Annotated in this window: 17 protein-coding genes; 11 read left to right on the forward strand and 6 right to left on the reverse strand. The window is 67.6% G+C overall.

From position 1 onward, the window contains the following. Window positions 1-60 precede the first annotated feature (60 nt). Complete coding sequence (locus tag MUN73_RS08210) at window positions 61-3,348, forward strand: MMPL family transporter (RefSeq protein ID WP_250139975.1); 3,288 nt, start codon at window positions 61-63, stop codon at window positions 3,346-3,348. Then, on the forward strand, window positions 3,345-4,106 hold the full coding sequence (locus tag MUN73_RS08215) for a TrmB family transcriptional regulator (protein ID WP_250139976.1): 762 nt from the start codon (window positions 3,345-3,347) through the stop codon (window positions 4,104-4,106). Before MUN73_RS08210 ends, MUN73_RS08215 begins: the two co-directional genes overlap by 4 nt. A 173-nt stretch (window positions 4,107-4,279) precedes the next feature. Here MUN73_RS08215 and MUN73_RS08220 read toward each other — a convergent pair whose 3' ends face one another. Then, window positions 4,280-5,347: an mRNA surveillance protein pelota gene (locus MUN73_RS08220; RefSeq protein WP_250139977.1), complete on the reverse strand. Its 1,068-nt coding sequence runs from the start codon at window positions 5,345-5,347 to the stop codon at window positions 4,280-4,282. A 184-nt stretch (window positions 5,348-5,531) separates the two neighbouring features. Between MUN73_RS08220 and MUN73_RS08225 the strand changes: the two genes are divergently transcribed. Continuing rightward, the gene (locus tag MUN73_RS08225; RefSeq protein ID WP_250139978.1) at window positions 5,532-6,074 is read left to right on the forward strand and encodes a hypothetical protein; all 543 of its coding nucleotides are present in this window, start codon (window positions 5,532-5,534) and stop codon (window positions 6,072-6,074) included. Window positions 6,075-6,189: 115 nt separating this feature from the next. On the opposite strand, the gene rqcH is transcribed toward MUN73_RS08225, so the two are convergent. Further along, on the reverse strand, window positions 6,190-8,346 hold the full coding sequence (gene rqcH, locus MUN73_RS08230; protein ID WP_250139979.1) for a ribosome rescue protein RqcH: 2,157 nt from the start codon (window positions 8,344-8,346) through the stop codon (window positions 6,190-6,192). A 199-nt stretch (window positions 8,347-8,545) separates the two neighbouring features. Between rqcH and MUN73_RS08235 the strand changes: the two genes are divergently transcribed. Beyond that, on the forward strand, window positions 8,546-9,202 hold the full coding sequence (locus MUN73_RS08235; protein ID WP_250139980.1) for a hypothetical protein: 657 nt from the start codon (window positions 8,546-8,548) through the stop codon (window positions 9,200-9,202). Between the two features lie 30 nt (window positions 9,203-9,232). On the opposite strand, the gene tenA is transcribed toward MUN73_RS08235, so the two are convergent. Together tenA and MUN73_RS08245 are read right to left on the reverse strand one after the other, a co-directional pair. Beyond that, window positions 9,233-9,892, reverse strand: coding sequence for a thiaminase II (gene tenA, locus MUN73_RS08240; RefSeq protein WP_250139981.1), 660 nt, complete (start codon window positions 9,890-9,892; stop codon window positions 9,233-9,235). A gap of 460 nt (window positions 9,893-10,352) precedes the next feature. Further along, window positions 10,353-12,062, reverse strand: coding sequence for a tRNA uridine(34) 5-carboxymethylaminomethyl modification radical SAM/GNAT enzyme Elp3 (locus tag MUN73_RS08245; protein ID WP_250139982.1), 1,710 nt, complete (start codon window positions 12,060-12,062; stop codon window positions 10,353-10,355). A 181-nt stretch (window positions 12,063-12,243) separates the two neighbouring features. Between MUN73_RS08245 and mbhE the strand changes: the two genes are divergently transcribed. From mbhE to mnhG, 7 genes are read left to right on the forward strand one after another with little or no spacing between them, the layout of a single operon-like run. After that, entirely contained in the window at window positions 12,244-14,709 is a 2,466-nt protein-coding gene (gene mbhE, locus MUN73_RS08250; RefSeq protein WP_250139983.1) for a hydrogen gas-evolving membrane-bound hydrogenase subunit E, read from the forward strand. Continuing rightward, window positions 14,706-15,173: an MnhB domain-containing protein gene (locus MUN73_RS08255; RefSeq protein ID WP_250139984.1), complete on the forward strand. Its 468-nt coding sequence runs from the start codon at window positions 14,706-14,708 to the stop codon at window positions 15,171-15,173. The genes mbhE and MUN73_RS08255 overlap by 4 nt, the downstream gene beginning before the upstream one ends. Then, window positions 15,170-15,523, forward strand: a complete 354-nt coding sequence (locus MUN73_RS08260; protein WP_250139985.1) for a sodium:proton antiporter — start codon at window positions 15,170-15,172, stop codon at window positions 15,521-15,523. Before MUN73_RS08255 ends, MUN73_RS08260 begins: the two co-directional genes overlap by 4 nt. Beyond that, a complete protein-coding gene (locus MUN73_RS08265) occupies window positions 15,520-17,217 on the forward strand; it encodes a complex I subunit 5 family protein (RefSeq protein WP_250139986.1) in 1,698 nt (565 codons plus the stop codon). Before MUN73_RS08260 ends, MUN73_RS08265 begins: the two co-directional genes overlap by 4 nt. After that, a complete protein-coding gene (locus MUN73_RS08270) occupies window positions 17,214-17,813 on the forward strand; it encodes a Na+/H+ antiporter subunit E (protein ID WP_250139987.1) in 600 nt (199 codons plus the stop codon). Before MUN73_RS08265 ends, MUN73_RS08270 begins: the two co-directional genes overlap by 4 nt. Then, on the forward strand, window positions 17,806-18,099 hold the full coding sequence (locus MUN73_RS08275; RefSeq protein WP_250139988.1) for an MrpF/PhaF family protein: 294 nt from the start codon (window positions 17,806-17,808) through the stop codon (window positions 18,097-18,099). Before MUN73_RS08270 ends, MUN73_RS08275 begins: the two co-directional genes overlap by 8 nt. Next, on the forward strand, window positions 18,096-18,464 hold the full coding sequence (mnhG, locus tag MUN73_RS08280; protein WP_250139989.1) for a monovalent cation/H(+) antiporter subunit G: 369 nt from the start codon (window positions 18,096-18,098) through the stop codon (window positions 18,462-18,464). Before MUN73_RS08275 ends, mnhG begins: the two co-directional genes overlap by 4 nt. A 9-nt stretch (window positions 18,465-18,473) precedes the next feature. On the opposite strand, the gene MUN73_RS08285 is transcribed toward mnhG, so the two are convergent. Together MUN73_RS08285 and MUN73_RS08290 are read right to left on the reverse strand one after the other, a co-directional pair. After that, window positions 18,474-19,805 carry an MFS transporter gene (locus tag MUN73_RS08285; protein ID WP_250139990.1) on the reverse strand — a complete coding sequence of 444 codons (1,332 nt, stop codon included), beginning with the start codon at window positions 19,803-19,805 and terminating at the stop codon, window positions 18,474-18,476. Further along, window positions 19,802-20,896: an SAM-dependent methyltransferase gene (locus MUN73_RS08290; protein WP_250139991.1), complete on the reverse strand. Its 1,095-nt coding sequence runs from the start codon at window positions 20,894-20,896 to the stop codon at window positions 19,802-19,804. The genes MUN73_RS08285 and MUN73_RS08290 overlap by 4 nt, the downstream gene beginning before the upstream one ends. Window positions 20,897-20,925 lie beyond the last annotated feature (29 nt).

The following is a 20,925-nucleotide window of genomic DNA, read 5'->3' on the forward strand; positions in this document are numbered from 1 at the left end:
AAGGGACCACCAAGGAATGAATTCGACGATCGGTCCGACGAGTCGACACGGTGATCGACGGTGAGCCTCCCCGATCGCATCGCGAACCTGATCACGACGCACTCGGCGATCGTCCTCGCCGCGCTCGTGCTGACCACCGCGCTGGTCGGCGCGGGTGCGCCGATGGTCGACGACCAGTCGTCGCTCGACCAGTACGAGAGCGACTCGCCCGAGGGTGAGGCCCTCGAGTACGCGGACGAGAACTTCTCGACCGACGATCAGGAGAACACGACGACGGTACAGGTGATCGTCAGGGGCAACGACGTCCTCACGAAGGACTCACTGCTCTCGTCGCTCGAATTCCAGCAGGAACTCCGGGACAACGAGTCGATCAATTCGACGCTGGTCGACGACGAGGCGATCGTCGGCGTCGAGAACCTCGTGGCGACGACCGCGATCCGCGAGGAGCAGGCCGAGAACCTCTCCGAACGCGGGGAGGAACTCGAAAATCGCAGCGCGGAACTCAACGAGACTGCCGCAGAACTCAACGAGACCGCCGAGGAACTCGAGCAGCGATCGGCCGAACTCAACGAGACCGCCGACGACCTCGAGGCGGCGCTGAACCGGACCGTCGGAATCGAGACGGAGTACGCCGAACTGAACGCCTCCTACGAGGCCGGCGAAATCACCCAGCAGGAGTACGAACAGCGAGCGGCCGACTTCGAAGACCAGCTCGACGCCGTCTACGAGAACGCGACCGCCGACCTCGACGACGAGCAGGCGGCCCAGTTCGCCGCCGCCATGTCGAACGCGCGGGAGATCCAGTCGTCGCTCGTCGAGGTCGAACGGGCGTACGAGACCGGCGAGATGAACGAGACGGAGTACGATGAACGCTCGGCCGAACTCGAGGATCAGCTCGAAGACGTCTACCTCCAGGGCACGCAGGGCGTCCTCGAGGACGAGTACGCGCAACTCGAGGAAGACAGCGAACAGCTCGAGGAAGACTTCGAGCAACTCGAAGCGGACAGCGAACAGCTCGAGGAGGACTTCGAGGAACTCGCGGACGACCGCGAGGAACTCGAGGAAGCCGGCCAGCCGCCGCTTTCCGACCAGATCGATCGGCTCGAGGGGATGAACGAGTCGGAGTACGAGGAGACGCTCACGAGCGTCCTCTCGGAGGACGGCGACCAGGGCGGCGACCTGGCCCTGCGCCTGATGCCGACGTCCTACGAACCGGGATCGACTGACGCGGACGCCCGGATGCTGTTCGTGACGCAGTCGACCGAGAGCGGCGAGTTCCAGGGCCCGGGATCGGTCGACGAACGGACCACCGAGAGCCAGCTCGAACTTCGTGAACTCGCGGACGAGCGCGACCAGGAGATGCTCGTCTTCGGCTCGGGAATCATCACGGACGAGATCGATCGATCGATGGGCGACAGCCTGGCGATCGTCTCGCCGCTCGCCCTGCTGTTCGTCGTCGTCGCGCTGCTGATCGCCTACCGCGATCCGCTCGACATCGTCCTCGGGGTCGCGGGTATCGGGGCGGTGCTGATCTGGACGTTCGGCTTCATGGGCTGGACCGATATCGCGTTCAACCAGATGTTCGTCGCCATTCCCGTGCTCCTGATCGGGCTCTCGATCGACTACGCGATCCACGTCTTCATGCGCCATCGGGAGCAACGCGAGACGCCACGCGTCTCGGATAGGCGAACGGAGACCGGAGGGAACCGTGAGCAACGCGAGATGCCACGCATCTCGGGCGAGCAAACGGGGAGCGAAGCGACCGACGTGCGCGGCTCGATGTCCGTCGCCCTCGCCGGCGTCGGCGTCGCGCTCGTCTGGGTGACGGCGACGACCGTCATCGGCTTCCTCTCGAACCTCGTCAGTCCGATCGGACCGATCCGCGAGTTCGGCGTCGTGAGCGCGTTCGGCATCCTCGCCGCGATGATCGTCTTCGGCGCGATGATCCCCGCGGCGAAAGTCGAGATCGACTCCCGACTCGAGGCGCGCGGGATCGATCGGCGCAAGCGGGCGTTCGGCACCGGCGGCGGTCGACTCGCCGACGTGCTCTCCGTGGGTGCGGTCGTCGCCCGGAAGGCCCCGCTCGTGGTCCTCGTCGTTACCCTGGTGGTGACCGCGGGTGGCGTCTACGGCGCGACCCAGGTGGACACCAGCTTCGACCAGGAGGACTTCCTTGCGGACAGTCCGCCCGCCTGGACCCAGGACCTGCCGGAACCGTTCAAGCCCGGCGAGTACAGCGCGAAGTCCGACCTCGAGTACGTCAACGATAACTTCCAGCGCCAGGACTCCCAGGCACAACTGCTCGTCAGGGGTGCGGTCACCGACGCCGAGACGCTCGAACGGGTGGCGGCGGCCGAGGACGACGCCGCCGACAGCGACGTGGCGTACGAACTGGCGAGCGGCGAGGCCGACGTCCGCAGCCCGCTGTCGGTGATGGAGGACGTCGCGGCAGAGAACGAATCGTTCAACGAATCGTTCCACGCGGCGGATACGGACGGCGACGACGTCCCCGACGAGAACCTCGAGGCGCTGTACGACGAACTCTACGAGATCGACGACGAGGCCGCGAGCGACGTGCTCTACCGCTCCGACGGCGAGTACGAGGCCGCCCGGCTGGTCGTCTCGATCCAGGGCGACGCCTCGAGCGCGGAAACGACCGAGGGAATGCGCGCCATCGCGGCGGACTTCGACGACGGCGACGAGCGCTGGTCCGTGGTGGCGACCGGCGATCCGATCGTGAACTACGTCGTCGAACAGGACCTCCTCGATACGGTGCTCGAGAGCCTGTTGATCACGCTCGTGGCCGTGTTCGTCTTCCTCACGGCCGCGTACTGGCTGACCGGTAACAGTGCGATGCTGGGCGCCGTGACCCTGCTCCCGGTCGCGCTCGCGGTCAGCTGGATCCTCGGGACGATGTACCTGATCGGGATGCCGTTCAACGTCCTGACGGGGATGATCACCAGCCTGACGATCGGGCTCGGCGTCGCCTACAGCATCCACGTCAGCGCCCGGTACACGCTCGAACTCGAGCGCCAGAACTCGGTCTGGGACGCCATGCACACCACGGTGACGGGCACCGGCGGCGCGCTCCTCGGGAGCGCGGCGACCACCGTCGGCGGGTTCGGCGTCCTCGCGTTCGCCATCCTCCCCGTGCTCGAGCAGTTCGGAATCATCACGGCGCTGACGATTATTTACGCCTTCGTCGCGAGCGTGCTCGTCCTGCCGACCCTGCTCGTCCTCTGGACACGGTACTTCGGCCCCGACGTCCCGTTCGAGGCGCCCTCGCCCGCGAGTACGCGGGCTGCAAGCGACGGCGGCCGCCCCGACGATGGAGGTGACGAGCAGTGAGCGGCGACGAGTCAGACGCTCTCGAAGCCTTCGAGCGCCTCGGCCTCACGAGCTACGAGGCCAAGGTCTTCATCGGCCTGCACCGAATCGGCTCGGGGACGGCCCGCGACGTCGCCCGGGTCGTCGACGTCCCGCGATCGCAGGTGTACGGCGTCGCCGAAACCCTCGAAGAGCGGGGATTGCTCGAGGTCCAGCAATCGAACCCCATCCGCTACCGGCCGGTGAGCGTCGACGAGGCCCGCGAGATCCTGCGCGATCGGTTCGAGACCGAACAGGAGCGAGCCTTCGAGTACGTCGAGAACGTCCGCGAGGAGCCAAACGGCGAGGAAGAACAGGAGGACATCTGGACGGTCCGGGGGAGCGACCGGGTCGACGACCGCGTCGTCGACCTCCTCTCCAGTGCGGATCGGCGGATCGTCTTCGGCACGCGCCTGCCGGAACTGCTCACCGACGACATCGCGGCGACGCTCGAAGAGCGCGCCGCGGCGGGCGTCGACGTCGTCGGTGTCAGCGGGACCGAGGGGGTCCGCGATCGGCTCGGTCGACTCGAGGGCGTCGACGCATTCGCGCCGCCCACCCATCGCCAGGACGACGATCGATCGGGCCGGATCGCCATCGTCGACGACGACGCGGTCCTGCTCTCGGTCGTCGACGACGACGGGTGCGAGACCGCGATCTGGAGTTCCGGATCGCTGTTCGCGTCGGTGTTGGTCCAGCTCATCCAGGTGGACGAGAAGACGCTGCTGGAGTCGCGTTGACCGGATTCGGTGCTTGCCGATCGAGTCAGGTTCGACATCGATCAGGAACCCTCCTTCTCATACGGTTTACTGTACGTCAGTTCCGGCGCAACCGCCGCCCGGATCGCGGTTGCGCCGGTACATCGGTACAGCAATCCGTATCAGTCGAGTCGATCGACCCGGAATCCCGCCTCTCAATCGAGGCGGTATCGCAACAGTGCCGCGATTCCCCCCAGGTTCGACAGCTGCTGGCCGGGCGGGAACTCGCTCGAGAAGACCGTCACCTCGCCGCCTTTCTGCTCAGTCGTGCGGACGACGTCGTCGACGTCGATCTCCCACTCGCCGTCCGGGCCGCGTTCCTTCCGGAGCCGATCGTCGAGGATCAACAGTCGCTCGATCGCGCCGAACTCCGCGGCCTGCTCGACCTCCTCCGGGCCGTAGGCCGCCTTCGCGCCCTGGGCGATGCGCTCCGTGAGTTCGTCGATGTACTCGGCCTCGCGCTCGATGCGGGTCTCCTGCTGGACGTCCGCGACCGCGCCGCGCTTGAGGACCTCGTGGACGCCCCGATCGCCGACGGCCGCCGTGTCGACCATCGTGACGTTCTCGGCGACCTCCGGTTCGTTGTCCTCGAGGTACTTGTACGCGTCCTGTTTCGTAAAGCCCGGACCGGCGAGGATGATCGCGTCCGCGTCCTGGCGCTTCAGGACGTCGCCGAGTTCGGAGAACAGTTCCGATCGATCGCGGGCGTACTCGCCCTTGCCCGTGGGACCGGTGATGGTCGCCCGCTCCTCGGTGCCGTACTGGGCGACCGTGTGGACGTGGGCCTGCCCCTCCTCGACGGTCGCGATCGCGACGTCCGGGTTCTCCGTCGCCTCCTCGGCCTCCTCCAGGCGAGCCTCCTGATCCGGTTTGAAGTACTTCTCGATCGAGAGTTCGTCACGCTCCTCGACGTTCAGCGTGTGGTGGAAGCCGAGTTGATCCTCGCGGGAACAGGCGACGATCTCGCCGCCGACCCGCAGGCGGTTGGCGAACTTGTGGAACTCGACGTCCTCGACCGCGATCGCGACCCACATGTGTTCGCGCTCCCCGCCGGTGTCGCGCATCTGGTCGTCGTTGCGCTGGATGCGTCGGGTCGTATCGCCCGCGACGCGATCGCCGGGCTCGAGGACGTACTGGAGGTGCCAGAGGTCGTCGACGCTCTCGGGGACGACGGTGACCCGCTCGCGCCCGCCCTCGACCTGTTCCCGGTCTTTGATCTGCATGCCCGTGCGTTCTCGGGGTGCGGGTAAGTGGTCTGCGATCCCCTCGCGATCGGTCCGGCGACCCCGTTTCCGGAGCCACCGTCCTGCCGGTGATCGGTTCGCATCGGCCTGCCTGCCGGCATGGGTGGGAATATCCACCATAGTAAGGGTCCAGTGGTATCCCCGTGGCGGCCCTACTTCTTGTATGAAGCTCGCACACGTGACGCTCCTCGAAGACTTCGGAAACCGATCGCTCGCCGTTCACGGCGTCATGGTCCTCGCGTTCGCCAACGCGATCCTGGCGGGACTGTTCGTTTCGGGTCAGGTGGGACTCGTCTCGTTCGTCGCCCTGCTCAACTTCACTGCGGGGCTGTGGGTCGCACACTCGATCCACTCGCTCGGGAACGGCGTCAGCGGCGACGACGAGTACGCCGGCGTCCTGAACGAACTGTTCGACACCGAGACTGGCGACCCGGACGACGGACTCGACACCGGCCGCTTCGGTCGCCTGCTCGGGTTGATCGCGGCCGTGACCGCGGTGGCGCTGTTGACCTCGGCGCAGGTCCTCTCGGGGCCGATCCTCTCGATCGCCGTCGTCGCCGTCGGGGCGATCGCCGTCGTGACCGCGATCGTCGGCTTCCTGATCGCGCTCGGCGCGTCCTACGACGAGAGTCAACAGCGGTGGGCCGACAGGCAAGAGGCGAACGCGGACGCCGACGTGGACGTAGACGTGGAGACGGTCGACTGATACGGATTGCTGTACAGATGTACCGGCGCAACCGCCGCCCGGATCGCGGTTGCGCCGGAACTGACTTACAGTAGTATGAGACCGCGCGGGAACGAAAATACGGTCCCTCGCCCGCTCACTCCTCGGCGATCCGGCTCCCGCCCGGCGGCATGAAGTGCTGGATCCGGTCCGGGCTGGCGATCTTGCGGACGAACGACTCGTCCTCGAACCGCTCGCGGAAGCGCCGGTAAATTCGTTTTGCGGCGTCCCCCTGCGCGTACCGGCCCGGTTCGATCTCGATCGTCGTCTCGGCCTGTCCCTCGATCGCCGACGGCGGGCCGCCGATCACGCGCGTCCACGGCTCACACTGGATGCCGACCGCGACGCCGACCGGCGTGTCGTCGTAGTAGGTCCGATCGCCGCGCACCGCGAAGCCGCCCTTCTCGAGGTACTCACCGCTCTCGGGCGTCTTCGAGACCTGATCCGAGTCGACGGCGTAGACGTCGCCCGCGTAGCGGCCGTCCTTCCAGACCGACGAGTAGGAGACGGCGAACTGGGCGGCCTCCTCGATGCTCGACTCGGGAATCTCGATGTCGCCCGAGGAGGCCTCGCTCGGGTCCGTCGCCTTGACGACCGTGACGGGACCGCCGTGGGCCTGCGTGTGAAGCACTCTGTCGCCGCGTTCGAGGTACTTCTTCACCAGTTCCTCGTTCTGGTCGGCGTTTCGTCCGCCGATGACGAGGAAGTCGTCGCTCGTGTGGAACCACCGGAACCGATCGTACCAGGGCTCGTTCTCCCGAATCGGGACGGACGACAGGGCGAGCCAGTCCCGGTCCTCGTCCTCGCCGTCGTCCTCGCCCTCGTCGGGCGCGCCGTCCTCGGCTTCCCACCGTTCCTTCCGGCGCTCGACCGCCTTTAGGTCCTCCCGGGTGTCCTCGATCGCCGCCAGCGCACCCTCTTTTTTCTCCTCGATCCGTTTGGCCTCGGTGTAGAGCCGATCGGCGTTCTGCTCGACGCCGTCGTGGGCGAACAGGTCGATCCGCTCGCCGTCGATTTCGACCGTCACCGTCCCCTCGCTCCCGTCGACGTCGACGACCGCCTCGGCGGCCTCGATGCCCCGTTCGGCCCCCTCCGCGAACCGCTCCTCGATCTCGTCCCACGATCGATCCTGGGCGCGGGCCTCCTGGATCGTCGAGAGGATGTCGTCGACGAGGCCGTAGTTGGCGTAGAGCAACTCGGCGTTCTCCCGCTGGGCCTCGGCCTGCTGTTCGAACCCCTCGATCGCACCCTCCTGTTGCTCGATGATTCGCTTGTGTTTGGCGATCTCGGCCTCGAAGTCGGGTTTCTGGTCGGTCGGATCGACCTCCTCCTCGTCCTCGAGCGCGAGTTCGAAGAAGTAGTCGTCCAGCGCCGCGAGGAAGCTGTCGGTCGGCTCGGCGAGCAGGTCCTGGCGCTCGTGCTCTTCGAGCGGGAACGGCGTGACGTCGACGACCGGGCCGTCGGCCGCGTCGCCGGCCCCCTCGTTCCCGTCGTCTTCGTCGCCCTCTTCGCGGTAAATCCGGGGCTCGAAGTTCCCGTTGCGGATGTCGAGCGCGAGCCGTTCGATCGCCTCGTACACCCGCCGGTAGTCGTCCTCGGTCGCGTCGGCGATGTCGAGCCCTTTCTCGACGCCGGCGCGGGTACAGAGTTCCTCCGCGTAGAGGCCGCCGAAGTTCAACTGGGTCGCGAGCGTCCGGACGACGTCCGTGTCGGAGTCGTCCATCTCGCGATCGAACGCCTCGCGAGAGACCGTCAGCGGGTTCGTCCGCGTGTCGGGGAACTCGTAGCGAGAGCCGGGGACCACGGTGCGAGACTTGAGCCGGACGGTCTCGAGGCAGTCGATCACCTCGTACTCGCCGTCGGTGACGGCGACGTTGCCCTGGCCGAACAGTTCCACGATGATGCGGGTCGTCCCGTCCTCGCGCTCGAAGACGAACTCGAGGATGCGATCGAACTCGTACTGTTCGACCCCCGCGAAGTCCGCCCCGGAGAGGCGATTGCGGAGCATCATCGCGAACTGCGGCGGTCTACCGGGGGCATCCGGCACGCGTTCGGGCGAGACGGTGTGAGCGCGTTTGACCTCGCCCACCTCGAGCAACAGTTCCAGCCGGCCCCGATCGAAGTCCCGCATCTTGAGCCGGACCAGGTCGTCGCCGTAGAGATAGGCCTTGTCGACCTTCGCGCCCTCGTAGGTGCCCAGCTCCTGGACGAGGGCGGCGAGGTCGACGCTCGTGAGTTCCCGCTTGGGATCCATACCGCACACTCCCCGGCGCGGTCAAAAAGACGTGTCGCTCCGCTTCGCACGCGCCGCTCGTCGATCGTTCCGACAGTATAATCCGAATCCACCCGCTTTGAACGCGTATGAACGACGGCAGTGGCGCTCGATCGCTCGATCGGGGTCGGCCGACGCGGTGTGAGCGGACCCGACCGCACCTCGGCGGAGGGCGAGACGCATGAGCCAGGCACCCGATCGCCGCTGGGAGGACGTCTTCCAGCTCCCCTCGTTCTTCGATCGGCTCGAAGACGAGGGCGGCATCTCCGTGCTGGACCTGGTCGAGGAACTGACCGCGAGCGGACAGGTCGACATCGACGTCTACGGTATCGTCTACCACGATCGAGGGATCCGGGCACCGGGGTACGACGCGACGTTCGTCCACGAACCGACCGGGTCCCGGGGCCGACCCGCGTTCAGCGTCGAAGTTGACACCGTGGGTCCGCGAAACACCTGGGAGAAGTTCGACGACACGCTCTCGTGGGACGTCTACCTCGTCCGGACGGACGATCTGGCCGCGATCGCGTGGCTCAGCGACGAGGAGTACAAGGTCGAGGACGCGGATCACTTCCAGTCCAAACAGGAGGCGGTCGCCGCCGGGCGGTTCTCGTTCGGCGTCTTCCTCTACGACGAGGCGGCGTGGACCCAGCGGGTCGAACGCCTCCGGGCGACGAACGCGCCCGCGTTCCTCCTGCAGGACGACGGCCAGCCGATCTTCCCGGAGACGCAGGCGGAGTTCTACGACGTCGTCGACTCGACGGTCACCGAGTTCCGGACGACCGGCGGGAACGCACCCTCGTACCTCGGCGTGCTCGAACTGGAGGTTACGATCGACTAAAGTAGTAACCGCGGCGCGGACCCGCCCCGGTCAGACGTCCCAGTCCTCCTCGGTGTAGGCCATCTCCCAGAACCGGTACTCCAGCCTGGCGCTCGTGAGAAACGCCGCCCGCATCGCGTCGTGCTCGCCGGGGTAGCGCTCGCCGCAGCGATCGACGAACGCGCGACACCAGTCGGTCGCCTCGCGGAACTCCGCGCTCGTGTACATCTCGATGAACGGGGTGTACCGGTGGTCCTCGTCGGCAAGGTCGGCCATGTGCTCGGCGACGTCGAGGTAGCCCTGCATACACGGGTACAGCGCAGCCGCAATCTCTGCGACTGATCCCTCGTAGGCGGTCCGCAGGAGGAAGTTCGTGTACGCGACGCACGTCGGAGCCTTCTCGACGGTTTCCAGTTGCTCGCGCGAGATACCGTAGTCGGCGGCGAACTCGCGGTGGAGGTCCATCTCGTGATCGAGCACCTGGTGAGCGACGCCGAGCAGGTGCGTCATCGTCTCCTCGTCGCGCGCTTTCACGCCCGCGATCGCGAACAGACGCGCGTAATCCAGCAGATACCGGTAGTCCTGTTTCACCCAGTGTTCGAACGCGGCCTCGTCGAGCGCTCCGGCGGCGAGTTCCCGGACGAACGGGTGCTCAAGCTGTGCCTCCCAGATGTCCGCCCCGGCCTCGAGGAGCGTGTCGCTGAACGCCATCAGGACACTGTGACGCACTCTGTCGCATTATAACTAGGTCGTAAAAATCGATGGTACCTCGTCGTGTGCGTCCGGCAGACGGCACTCCGATCGGTACCGGGAATCGCGGACGGACGATCGAAGAGGACCGACGGCCGACCGGCGAACCGAGACACGCTCCGTCGGGGGTCGCTCCGTGGGGGGAGCGAGGAGTGTACCGGCGGCGCGGTCGGACGAAATACAGTTCGGTGTGTCGTTGTCGATCTGGGGGGAGTCGACAACGGTGCCGACAACAGTCGGCAGAAGATAGTTTTCCCGCCACCAGTATAAAATTTCTCCACGTCCTCGGACGTTTTCAATCAACGATGAATACGGAGACAAGATGGTGAGCGGAGTCGGTGTCGCTGACCGATCGCGTCGCGAGCCATCGTAGCCGGACCGGTCTCGGAGCTCGACGCGATCGTGATGCGACGCCCGGCGGTCAGAGTCGCTTGCTCACGTACGGTCCGTCCTGGTGGTAGCCGAGTTTGGTCCGGTAGTACTCCCGGGCACCGATTCCCGAGATGACGCTCACCTTGTCGTAGCCGGCGTCGGCGGCGAGTTCCTCGGCACGGGCCATCAGTCGCTGTCCGTATCCCTGGTGCTGGTGCTGATCGGTCTGGCCCTCGTCCGCTCGCGGGCCCTGCCCGCTCGCGTTTTCCGAGCCGCGCGGCTCGCTCCCCACCGTGACTTCGCTCCCGTACACGTGCAGTTCGCGAACCAGCGCCGCGTTCTCGAGTTCCGATCGGACCGGATCTCCCGGGAACCGAAGCCGGCAGAACCCGATCAGGAGGTCCTTCTCGAAGTCCTCGAACGAGATGAAGTGTTCCGTCCCGCCGCAGGCCTCGTAGGTCGTGACGTCGAGTTCGACGTTCTCGGGCGTTTCGTCGTTCATCCCGACCTCGCGACAGCGGATGCACTCGCACTCCCAGCCGTGCTCGTCCATGCGCTGGCGCGCGAGTTGTCGGAGGTTCGACTTCCAGACGCCCGCGTCGATGAAGTCGGCCGGGATGTCCCGCTGGACGCGCTGGAGTCGCGTATAGCGGGGGATCATGTCCTTGATCTCGGCGACGAGGTCGGCGGCCTCCTCGTTGCCGAGCGGTTCGTACTCGTCCCGGTGCCACCAGTCGTAGGTGGCCGTCCCGCGGACGACGAGCGTCGGGTAGATCTTGAGGTAGTCGGGTTTCCACTGCTCCTGTTCGAAAAGTCGGCGGAAGTCCTCGAGACACATCTCCGTCGACATCCCGGGCTGGCCGGGCATCATGTGGAACCCGACCTTGAACGCCGCGTCGCGAAGGCGCTGGTTGGCGTCGATCGACTCGGCGACGCCGTGGCCGCGGTGCATCTCCCGGTTGATCCGCTCGTAGGTGGTCTGGACGCCCACCTCGACTTTCGTGCCGCCGAGATCGAGCATCCGATCGATCTGTTCGGGATCGCACCAGTCGGGTTTGGTCTCGAACGTGGTGCCGATGTTGCGCACGTCCGCGGTCTCGTTCTCGGCGATGACGTCCTCGAGGTACTTCCACTCGTACTCCTCGGGATCCTGCGCGAAGCTCTCGCCTTCGGCCGGTTCGGGCTCCGTCTCGACGTCGTAGTCGTTCATCGCCTCGAGGGCACGCTTGACGAACCACTCCTGGTAATCGTGACTCCGGGCGGTCATCGTCCCGCCCATCAGGATGAGTTCGACCTTGTCGACGGGGTGACCGATCTCCCGGAGTTGCTCGAGTCGCAGTCGAACCTGGCCGTACGGATCGTAGTCGTTCTGGACGCCGCGAGCCGCGGCGGGTTCCTCGCCCGTGTAGCTCTGGGAACTCGAGAACTCCGAGTCCGGCCCGCCGGGACAGTAGAGGCACTTCCCGTGGGGACAGCGCTCGGGCGAGGTCATGATCGCGACCGGCGAGACGCCGGAGGCCGTCCGGACCGGCTTGCGCTGGAGCACCGACTGGAGTTCCTCGCGGTGCTCGTCCGGCGCGTAGTCCACCAGTTCGGAGTTCTTGGGGACCTTCGGTGCCGAGTACTCCGAACAGGCCTCGAGTTTGGCTTTCTCGACCTCGTCGCGATCGATCTCGCCCGCGAGGATCCGCTCGACGAGCGTCTCACAGACCTGCTCGAACGCGTCGGTTTCGGTCGGATCGGGCGTCTCGGTACTCACTACTGGACGGTCGTCGCCGTTCGTGAATAAGCGTGTCGGACTCCGGAACCGCGGGTTCCGTCTCGAACGCCGCGTCGTCGGTCGGCGGTCAGCAAATCGATCGTCCGTTGGTTTCCGTCACGAATCCCACGTCGGAAAGGTAATCGTTTAAGAGTGGGGTCGCCCTATCCCGGCGTACTGAATGTCACCCGACCTGGCGATGGTCGTCGCCGCGGTCGCGTTACCGTTCGTCGCTGCCGGACTCACACCCCTGCTTTTCCGGCTGCTCGACGAGCGAACCGGCTACGCGGGCGCTCTCGTCGCGATGACGTCGTTCGCGTTGCTCGCGTCGCAATACAGCGTGGCGACGACGAGTCCTGGGACCGTCGCCCTCGCCTGGATCCCGTCGATCGACGTCGCGCTGCGGTTCTACGTCGACGGCTGGGGGCTGCTGTTCGCCCTGCTCGCCTCCGGTATCGGGACGCTCATCTTCCTGTACTCCCCCGCGTACATGCACGGCGAGTCTCACCTCGCCAGGTTCTACGCCGCGTTGCTCGCGTTCATGGGGTCGATCATCGGCGTCGCGCTGGCGGCCGACCTGATCGCGATCTTCCTCTTCTGGGAACTCACCAGCCTCGCGTCGTTCGTCCTGATCGGCCACTACACCGACGACGACTCCTCGCAGTACGCCGCCCGGATGGCCATGCTCGTCACCGTCGGCGGCGGCCTCTTCCTGCTGGTCGGCTTCATCCTGCTCTCGATCGTCGCGGTCGACGTCCCCGCGGTCGAATCCGCCTACAACCTCGCCGCGATGCTCGAGAACCCCGACGCGATGCAGTCTGCCCTCCGCGATCGGGGGCTGTTCGTACCGGTGCTCGGACTGCTCGCGATCGGCGCGGGGTCGAAGTCCGCCCAGGTCCCGCTTCACTTCTGGCTCCCGAACGCGATGGCAGCCCCCACGCCAGTCTCTGCTTTCCTCCACTCCGCGACGATGGTGAAGGTCGGCGTCTACTTCGTCGGCCGCGTGCGCCCGATTCTCGTCGGGGAGGAGTGGCTCATCCTGTTCGCGACGCTCGGGTTGACGACGATGACCGTCTGTGCGATCCTGGCGGTCGCCGCCACGGACATCAAGGAACTGTTGGCGTACTCGACGGCGAGCCACCTCGGACTGATGATCGCCGGCTTCGGCTTCACGTCGATCTACGGGGCCGAAACCGGCGTCTTCCACCTGCTCAACCACGCCCTGTTCAAGGCCGCGCTCTTCCTCGTCGCCGGGATCGTCGCCCACGAGGCCGGCACCCGGCGGATCGACGCCCTCGGCGGACTCCGCCACGACCTTCCGGTTACGGCGGCGATCACCACGATCGTCGCGCTCAGCATGGCCGGCATCCCCCCGTTCAACGGCTTCTACTCGAAGGAACTGCTGTTCGAGGCGGCCGTCGAGGCGAGCCACTACCACGACATCGGCGCGCTCGGCTGGCTCTACCCCGCGGTGGCCGTCTTCGGGAGCATCTTCACCGTCCTCTACTCGCTCCGGTTCCTGGGCCTGTTCTTCGGCAGCCGTCCCGACGGCCTCGGCGACGTGCACGAACCCTCGATCATGCTCATCCTTCCGCCCGCCGTCCTGGCCGCGCTCGCCGCCGTCGTCAGCGTCGACCCCCAACTCGCGGTCCGGGTCATCGTCCAGTCCGGCGTCGACGCGACCGCGACCGACCCCGAGGCGATGCACGTCGGCCTCCCCACCTCGTACTCGACCCCCGTCGGGATGAGCGCGATCGCGATCGGGGTCGGCTTCGCCGCCTACCCGTTCTACGATCGGATTCACGACGCGATCCGATCGGTCCCGGCCGCGTCACCTCCGGTGAGCGCGAACTGGTGGTACGACGCCGTCGTCGGGAACCTCACGGGTGTGGGCTCGTGGCTCGGTTCGCGGGTCCACAACGGGCTGCTCCGGACGTACGCGACGTGGACGCTGGCTGCCACCTCCGCGTTCGCGCTCGTCGGCTTCGCCGCCACGGTGGCCGTCGCCCCCGCCGACCTCGTGGGCGTCGACGCCACGCCGGCGATCGCGCTCGTGCTGGCGGTGGCGGTGGTGGCCGCCCTCGCAGTCGTCACGTCCGACTCGCACGTCGCCGGCATCCTCACGCTCTCGATCCTCGGGTTCATGATCGCCATCTTCTACATCCTCGCCAGCGCGCCGGACCTCGCGCTGACGCAACTGGTCGTCGAGACGCTCCTGCTCGTGATCTTCCTGCTCGTGATCGAGGAGATTCCCGAGTACTACGAGGTCGACCTCGGCAGGGTCGCCCGCGACGCCGTCCTCTCGGTGGCCGTCGGCGCGACAGTGTTCGTCACGGTCCTGCTCACGACCGACGCCAGCCCCGAGGGGAGCACGGACGTCGCCCGCTACTACGCCGAGAACGCGGTTCCCGAGGGCGGCGGTACGAACATCGTCAACGTGATCCTGGTCGACTTCCGCGGCTTCGACACGCTCGGCGAACTCGTGGTGGTCGCGCTGGCCGCCATCTCGATCCTGACGCTGATCGTCATGCGATCCGGCGGCGGCGACGAGACGGGGACCGACGACACGAGGGCTGACGACGTGACGGCCGACGACACGAGGGCTGACGAGACGGGGATCGACGACACAGGAGGTGCGGACCGATGACGACGACGGTCATCATGCGGACGACCGCCCGGGTGATCGTCCCGATCATCCTGGTCGTCTCCATCTCCCTGTTCGTCGAGGGACACAACCTCCCCGGCGGCGGCTTCATCGGCGGCGTGCTCACGACGACGGCGTTCGCGATCGTCTACCTCGCGTTCGGCCTGGACTTCTTAGAGCGCGGGGTGCTCGGTCGCGACGTCGACCCCGGAAAAGAGCCCTCGCGCGATCGGGTCGTCGTGGCCTACCGGCGCGTCTTCGAGTACGGGCTGGCGATCGCCGTCGTCAGCGGACTGGTCCCGCTGCTGTTCGGCCGGGCCTTCCTCACGCAGACGTTCTGGGAGTTCGAGGGCGTGCCGATCTACCACCACGTCGAGGTGGCGAGCGCGCTCGCGTTCGACTTCGGGGTCTACTGCGTGGTCGTCGGCGGCCTGCTGACGATCCTCTCGGTGGTGGGGGCAGAATGACGGCGATCGTCCTCGCGGCCGTGATCGGCGCGCTGTTCGCGCTGGGCACGTTCCTGATCCTCCGGCGGGACCTGATCCGGGTCGTCTGGGGGCTGGCGATCATCGGCCAGGCGGCGAACGTCTACCTGCTCGCGATGGGCGGCATCGCGCCGGGGACCGCCGACACGGTGCCAGTGCTGGCCGGCCACGGCGAGCACGTGCCGGAGACGGCCGATCCGCTGGTCCAGGCGCTGGTCCTGACCGCGATCGTCATCGGCTTCGGCATGACCGCGTTCGCGCTCGTGCTCTCCTACCGGGTCTACGAGGAACACGACACGCTGGACGTCTCCGAACTGGGTGATCGAGAATGACGACGACACTGACGACGGCGACGGATCTGTCGACGATCGCGACGACGCCGCTGACCGCGATGCCGATCGGGTCCGAGTCCCAGCTCGTGATCGCGCCGATGCTGATCGTCCTCCTGGCGGCCGTCGGGAGCCTGTTGCTCGGCCGGCGGCCGTGGGGGCGGATCGGCGTGAGCGTCGCCGGCGGGGTGGCCTACGCGATCGCCGTCGCGGCGATCGACTGGTACATCATCCTCGCGCCGGACGCACCCGGGATCGCGACCTACCAGGTCGGCGACTGGCCGGCCCCGTTCGGCATCACGCTCGTCGTCGACGGCCTCTCGGCGTTCATGCTGACCATGGTTGCGATCCTGGGGATCGCGTCGCTTGTCTTCTCGACCCGCGTACTGCCCGAGATCGATCGGCGGAGCTACTACTTCCCGCTGTTTCACTTCCTCGCGCTGGGCGTCACCGGGGCCTTCCTCACCGGCGACCTGTTCAACCTCTTCGTCTGGTTCGAGGTCATGCTGATGGCCAGTTACATCTTCGTGGCCTACTACGGCGGCCCACAGCACACCCGCGCCGCGTTCTGGTACGTCGCCCTGAACCTGCTCGCGAGCGCCATTTTCCTGCTTGGCGTCGGCGGCATCTACGCCACGACCGGGACGCTCAACATGGCCGAACTCGCCCGACGAGTCGCCGACCCCGCGGCCTACGGGATCGATCCCGGTCCGATCGTCGGCCTGCTGGCCATGCTCCTGTCGGTGTTCGCGATCAAGGCCGGTCTCGTCCCCTTCCAGTTCTGGATCCCGACGGCCTACCGGTCCGCACCGCCACAGATCGCCGCCCTGCTCGCCGGGGCGACGAAGAAGGTCGGGATCTACGCGATCATCCGCCTCTCCTTTACCGTCTTCGCCGACGCGCAGGTCGCGGTCAGTCTCGACGTGCCGGGAACCGGGATCGCCGTCGCGGGCGACTCGCCGCTCGCGTTCGTCGGCGCCGCCCTGTTCGTCATGGCCGCCGCCAGCATCCTCGTCGGCGGGATCGGGGCCGTCGGCCGGTCCTCCATGGAGGGCGTGCTCGCGTACTCGAGCATCGGCCAGGTCGGGTTCATCGCGATCCCCGTCGCGATCGCGGCGACGACGGCGAACCCGACGCTTCGCCACGTCGGGATCGTCGCCGCGCTGGTGTACGCGCTCAACCACACGCTGGCGAAGGGACTGCTCTTTCTCGCCGTCGGTACCGTCAGGTCGGCGACGGGAACGAGTCGACTGGCCGATCTCGGCGGGCTTGCGGGCCGATCGCCGCCGCTGGCGATCGCGTTCTTCGTCGGATCGCTCGCGCTCGTCGGTATCCCGCCGCTGTCGGGCTTTTTCGGCAAGTTCCTCGTCTTCGACGCGGCGGCCCGGGCGGAGTCGACGACCGTGCTCGTCCTCCTGCTCGTCGGGTCGTTGCTGACGATCGCGTACGTGACGCGGACGTGGAACCGGAGCTTCTGGGGCGTGCGGACGGGCCCGGTCGAGACCGCGAGCGTCGACGCGGTCCAGGTCGGCGTCCTCGTCGTCCTCGCGGCGGCGATCGTCGCGGTCGGGGCCGGGTTCGAACCAGTCTACGAGTTCGCCGACGCCGCCGCGACGGCCGCGCTGGACAGCGAGGGATACCAGGAGGCCGTCGGCGAGTTCGTCCACGAGGACGAGGCTGGAGGTGGGCACGAATGAGGGTCCGGACCTGGCCCGTCGCGGGCGTCGTCTTCGCCCTGCTGTGGATCCTCGTCCGCGGCGTCGAACTCACCCCGTCGGCGGTGGTCGGACAGTTCCTCATCGGGCTCGCCGTCGGCCTCCCGGTCGCGTTCGGCTTCCGCCGACTGTTCGTCAAGCGGATCGATCTCGACCGCGGTACACGTGCGCTCCCGGCCGCCGTTCGCTACTTCGTGGCCTTCTCGTGGGAGATCGTTCGAGCGAACTTGGACGTCGCCTACCGGGTGCTCTCGCCCGAGATGCCGATCGAGCCAGAGGTGATCCTGGTTCCGCTCCGGGTCGAGACCGACCTCGCGGTCACGACCATCGCCAACAGCATCACGCTCACCCCGGGGACCGTCACGCTGGACCACGACGAGGAGACGAACGCGCTCTACGTTCACGCGGTCGACGGCCGCCACCCGGAGGCAGTGGTCGAACCGATCCGGGAGTGGGAGGACGCCGCCCTCGTGATGTTCGACGAGGAGGCCTCGCCCGACGATCGGCCGCCGGAGATCGTCGTCTCGGGCGGGGAAAGAGACAGGGGCCGCGAACGCCGAGGTGTCGACGATGAGTGAGGTGTTCGATCCAGCCGTGCTCGATGCGGCGGTGGGGGCGGCGTTGATACTCGTTAGCGGACTGTGCGTGCTCTGTAGCTACCGCGTGATCCGGGGGCCGACCAACCCCGATCGGGTGGTCGCGCTGGACGCGATCGCGACGAACGTCGTCGCCATCGCCGTCCTCTTCGCCATTCAAACCGATCGCGGCCTGTTCGTGACCGTGGGACTCGTGCTCGCGATCATCGGCTTCATCGCGACGGTCGCCGTCGCCAAGTTCGTCACCGAAGGGGAGGTGATCGAATGATCCGGACCGGCCTCGTGATCGCGCTGATCGCGATCGGCGTGTTCTTCCTGTCGGTCGGGACGATCGGGATGCTCCGCCTGCCGAACGTCTACAACCGGATGCACGCGACGAGCAAGCCCACGACCCTCGGGACCGCGGCCATCTTCGTGGCCGGCTTCGTCCACTTCGGGCCCGGCAACGAGGGGCTAACGGCGCTCGTGGGGATCCTCTTCCTGTTCCTGACCGTGCCGACCGGCGCGCACATGATCGCCCGCGCCGCCGAACGGATTGGGATCCCGTTCGAGGGGAGCGTCACCTGGCCCGACGCCTCCGTCGTGGCGAAAGAGCGGCGTGAACGCGCCGAGAAGGAACCCGAGGAGGAGTGACCCGGACGATCACGCGCTCCGCGTCGTGAACACCCCGCCGTCGTCGATCGATCGCCCGCCCGCGACGACGAACCCGGCGACGGCGACCGCGCCGATCGCGCCGACGAGCAACAACGGCGCGTAGCCGGTCGTCGCGGCGACGCCGGCGAACGCGACGGGACCGGCCGTTCGACCGAGGAACGTCGTGCTGTTGCGCAGACTCAGTGCCCCGGCCCGGTAGCGGCCCGCGACCCGATCGCTCACCTCCGCGTCGACCGACGGCAACACGAGGCCGACGCCCGCGCCGATGATCGCCGTGGCCGCGGCGATCGCGAGGACCGAGTCCGCGAGGCCGGCGACGGCGAGCCCGATCGCCAGACAGACGAACCCACCGGCGACGAGCGTCGCGTTCGTCACTCGCTTTGCGAACCGGCCGTTCGCGGCCGAGACGACGACCGAGACGCCCTCCGAGAGCATCAGGACGCCGCCGACGATAGCGGGCGTGAGGCCGTACGAGCCGGTCAACAGGAACGGCACCGCCGTCAGGACGGAGCCGAACAGCAGGAGTTCGGCCGCGAACGTGGCGAGGAACATCGACAGCACGCTCGCCGTGCCGACCGCGGCGAGCACGCCGCGAACGTAGTTCGCGTCGAGCGTCACGCCCCTCGCGGCCGTGCCGCCGTCGGTGGCCGGTTCTCGTTCGGCACTCCCGTGAGCGGTCCCGCCGTCGCGACCAGACTCCCCGTCCCGATCGGGTTCTTCGAGCACGTACCAGGCGAGCGCACCGAGCGGCACCGCGAGCAGGTACAGCAGGTACGGGGCGTCCCACGAGACGGCGACGAGCACGCCGCCGACGACCGGGAAGATCGCCGCCCCGGCCGAGAGGACGGCCGTATTGACCCCGAGCACCGCGTTGCGCTGTGCGTCCTCGAAGGTGTCGCCGATGATGGTGACCGTCGCGACGAAGATGCCCGCGGACGCCGTTCCCTGGACGACCCGCACCAGCAGGACCGTCGTGAACGACGGGGCGACGACGATCACGCCGCCCGCGAGCCCGAAGACCACGAGGCTCGCGGCGAGCACGAACCGCCGGCCGAGCCGATCGGCCAGCGCCCCGATGAACGGCGAGAGGACGATCCCGGCGACGAAGTACGCGCTGATCACCAGGCTGGCCGTCGCCTCGCTGACCCCGAACGTGTCGCGAACGATCGGCAGGGTCGGACTGACCAGCGGCACTCCCAGCGGCGCCAGTAGCGTACTCAGGAGGACGATGCGGACCGTCGGCGAGTCCCAGGGGATGCGCGCGTCGGCGGACGCCGCGCCCGAGGAGGCCGGATCGGTGGTGGGGGCAGTCGCGGTCATTGGCGGAGCCTGTAGAACCGGAAGAAGAAATTCTCGATCGGCAGCACGTCGACGGTCGAGAACCCGGCGCTGGTCGCGTACTCGGCGAGCGTGTCCGGGCGCATCACGGTCCCGGTGCCCGTCGCCGGCTCGTCGACCATGCCGACGGGCAGGCAGTGCAGGACGCTGAACCCGTACAGCAGCGGCTCGATCTCGTTGCCCTCCGGGGAGAACGACTCGCCGGCGCGTTCGTCCACGACCAGGACGGCGCCGTCGTCGCCCGCCAGCCGTCGCATCGTCTCGAGGACGGCGATCGGGTCCGAGAGGTCGTGAACGCACTCGAACGCCATCACGAGGTCGTAGTCGCCGTCGATGCCAGGATCGCCCGCGTCGCGGTTGTGAACCGTGACCCGGTCGTCGACCCCGCGTTCGGCGACGTTTTCCGTCGCCCGCTCGACCGAGGCCGCGTCGAGGTCGTAGCCGTCGACGATCGCCTCGGGGTAGTGTTCGGCGACGCCGATGCTGGACCAGCCGTGGCCACAGCCGAGGTCCGCGACGCGACCGCCGTCCCGGAGCGCCGCGTCGACGTCGGAAATCGACGCGAGCCACTCGGGGCCGAGCTGGCTGACGAACGCGGGTCGGTTCATCGCCGCGATCCCCTCGTGGCAGGCGTCGCCGTAGGCCGCGAACGGGACGCCACCGCCGGTCCGGAACGCCTCGATGACGTCCTCCAGCGGGGCACCCAGCCCTGCGACGAGCCCCGCGAGCGGCGCGAGGTAGTTCAGGCTATCGGGCTCACAGAGGACCTCGACGTAACTCCCGGGGAGTGCGTACCGCCGGTCGGTCGGGTCGTCGCCGGGGTTCTCGACGGTCAGGACGCCGGTGACGGTCTGGTGTTCGAGCCACTCGCGGGCGTACCGCTCGTGGGTGTCCGTCGCCGCGGCGAGCGCCGGCGCGGTGAGCGGCCCCGCCGACGCCAGTGCGTCGTAGTATCCCAGTCGATCGCCGACGTAGATGCCGAACAGCGACATCGTGTTCGCGGCTCGCTCGAGGAGGCTCTCGAGGAAGGCGTCGGTCCGTTCGGGGTCGATCTGCGCTGTCGTCGTTCCCATGATTCTCTCGAGGCGCCTGGACGACCCAT

The organism is Halosolutus amylolyticus (assembly GCF_023566055.1).
Lineage (GTDB): Archaea > Halobacteriota > Halobacteria > Halobacteriales > Natrialbaceae > Halosolutus > Halosolutus amylolyticus.

Coding starts and splice junctions, on each gene's coding strand:
- MUN73_RS08220 (WP_250139977.1), bottom strand. CDS start 5,347: ATGCAGATCAAAGACCGGGAACAGGTCGAGGGCGGGCGCGAGCGGGTC.
- MUN73_RS08225 (WP_250139978.1), top strand. CDS start 5,532: ATGAAGCTCGCACACGTGACGCTCCTCGAAGACTTCGGAAACCGATCG.
- rqcH (WP_250139979.1), bottom strand. CDS start 8,346: ATGGATCCCAAGCGGGAACTCACGAGCGTCGACCTCGCCGCCCTCGTC.
- MUN73_RS08235 (WP_250139980.1), top strand. CDS start 8,546: ATGAGCCAGGCACCCGATCGCCGCTGGGAGGACGTCTTCCAGCTCCCC.
- tenA (WP_250139981.1), bottom strand. CDS start 9,892: ATGGCGTTCAGCGACACGCTCCTCGAGGCCGGGGCGGACATCTGGGAG.
- mbhE (WP_250139983.1), top strand. CDS start 12,244: ATGTCACCCGACCTGGCGATGGTCGTCGCCGCGGTCGCGTTACCGTTC.
- MUN73_RS08255 (WP_250139984.1), top strand. CDS start 14,706: ATGACGACGACGGTCATCATGCGGACGACCGCCCGGGTGATCGTCCCG.
- MUN73_RS08260 (WP_250139985.1), top strand. CDS start 15,170: ATGACGGCGATCGTCCTCGCGGCCGTGATCGGCGCGCTGTTCGCGCTG.
- MUN73_RS08265 (WP_250139986.1), top strand. CDS start 15,520: ATGACGACGACACTGACGACGGCGACGGATCTGTCGACGATCGCGACG.
- MUN73_RS08270 (WP_250139987.1), top strand. CDS start 17,214: ATGAGGGTCCGGACCTGGCCCGTCGCGGGCGTCGTCTTCGCCCTGCTG.
- MUN73_RS08275 (WP_250139988.1), top strand. CDS start 17,806: ATGAGTGAGGTGTTCGATCCAGCCGTGCTCGATGCGGCGGTGGGGGCG.
- mnhG (WP_250139989.1), top strand. CDS start 18,096: ATGATCCGGACCGGCCTCGTGATCGCGCTGATCGCGATCGGCGTGTTC.
- MUN73_RS08285 (WP_250139990.1), bottom strand. CDS start 19,805: ATGACCGCGACTGCCCCCACCACCGATCCGGCCTCCTCGGGCGCGGCG.
- MUN73_RS08290 (WP_250139991.1), bottom strand. CDS start 20,896: ATGGGAACGACGACAGCGCAGATCGACCCCGAACGGACCGACGCCTTC.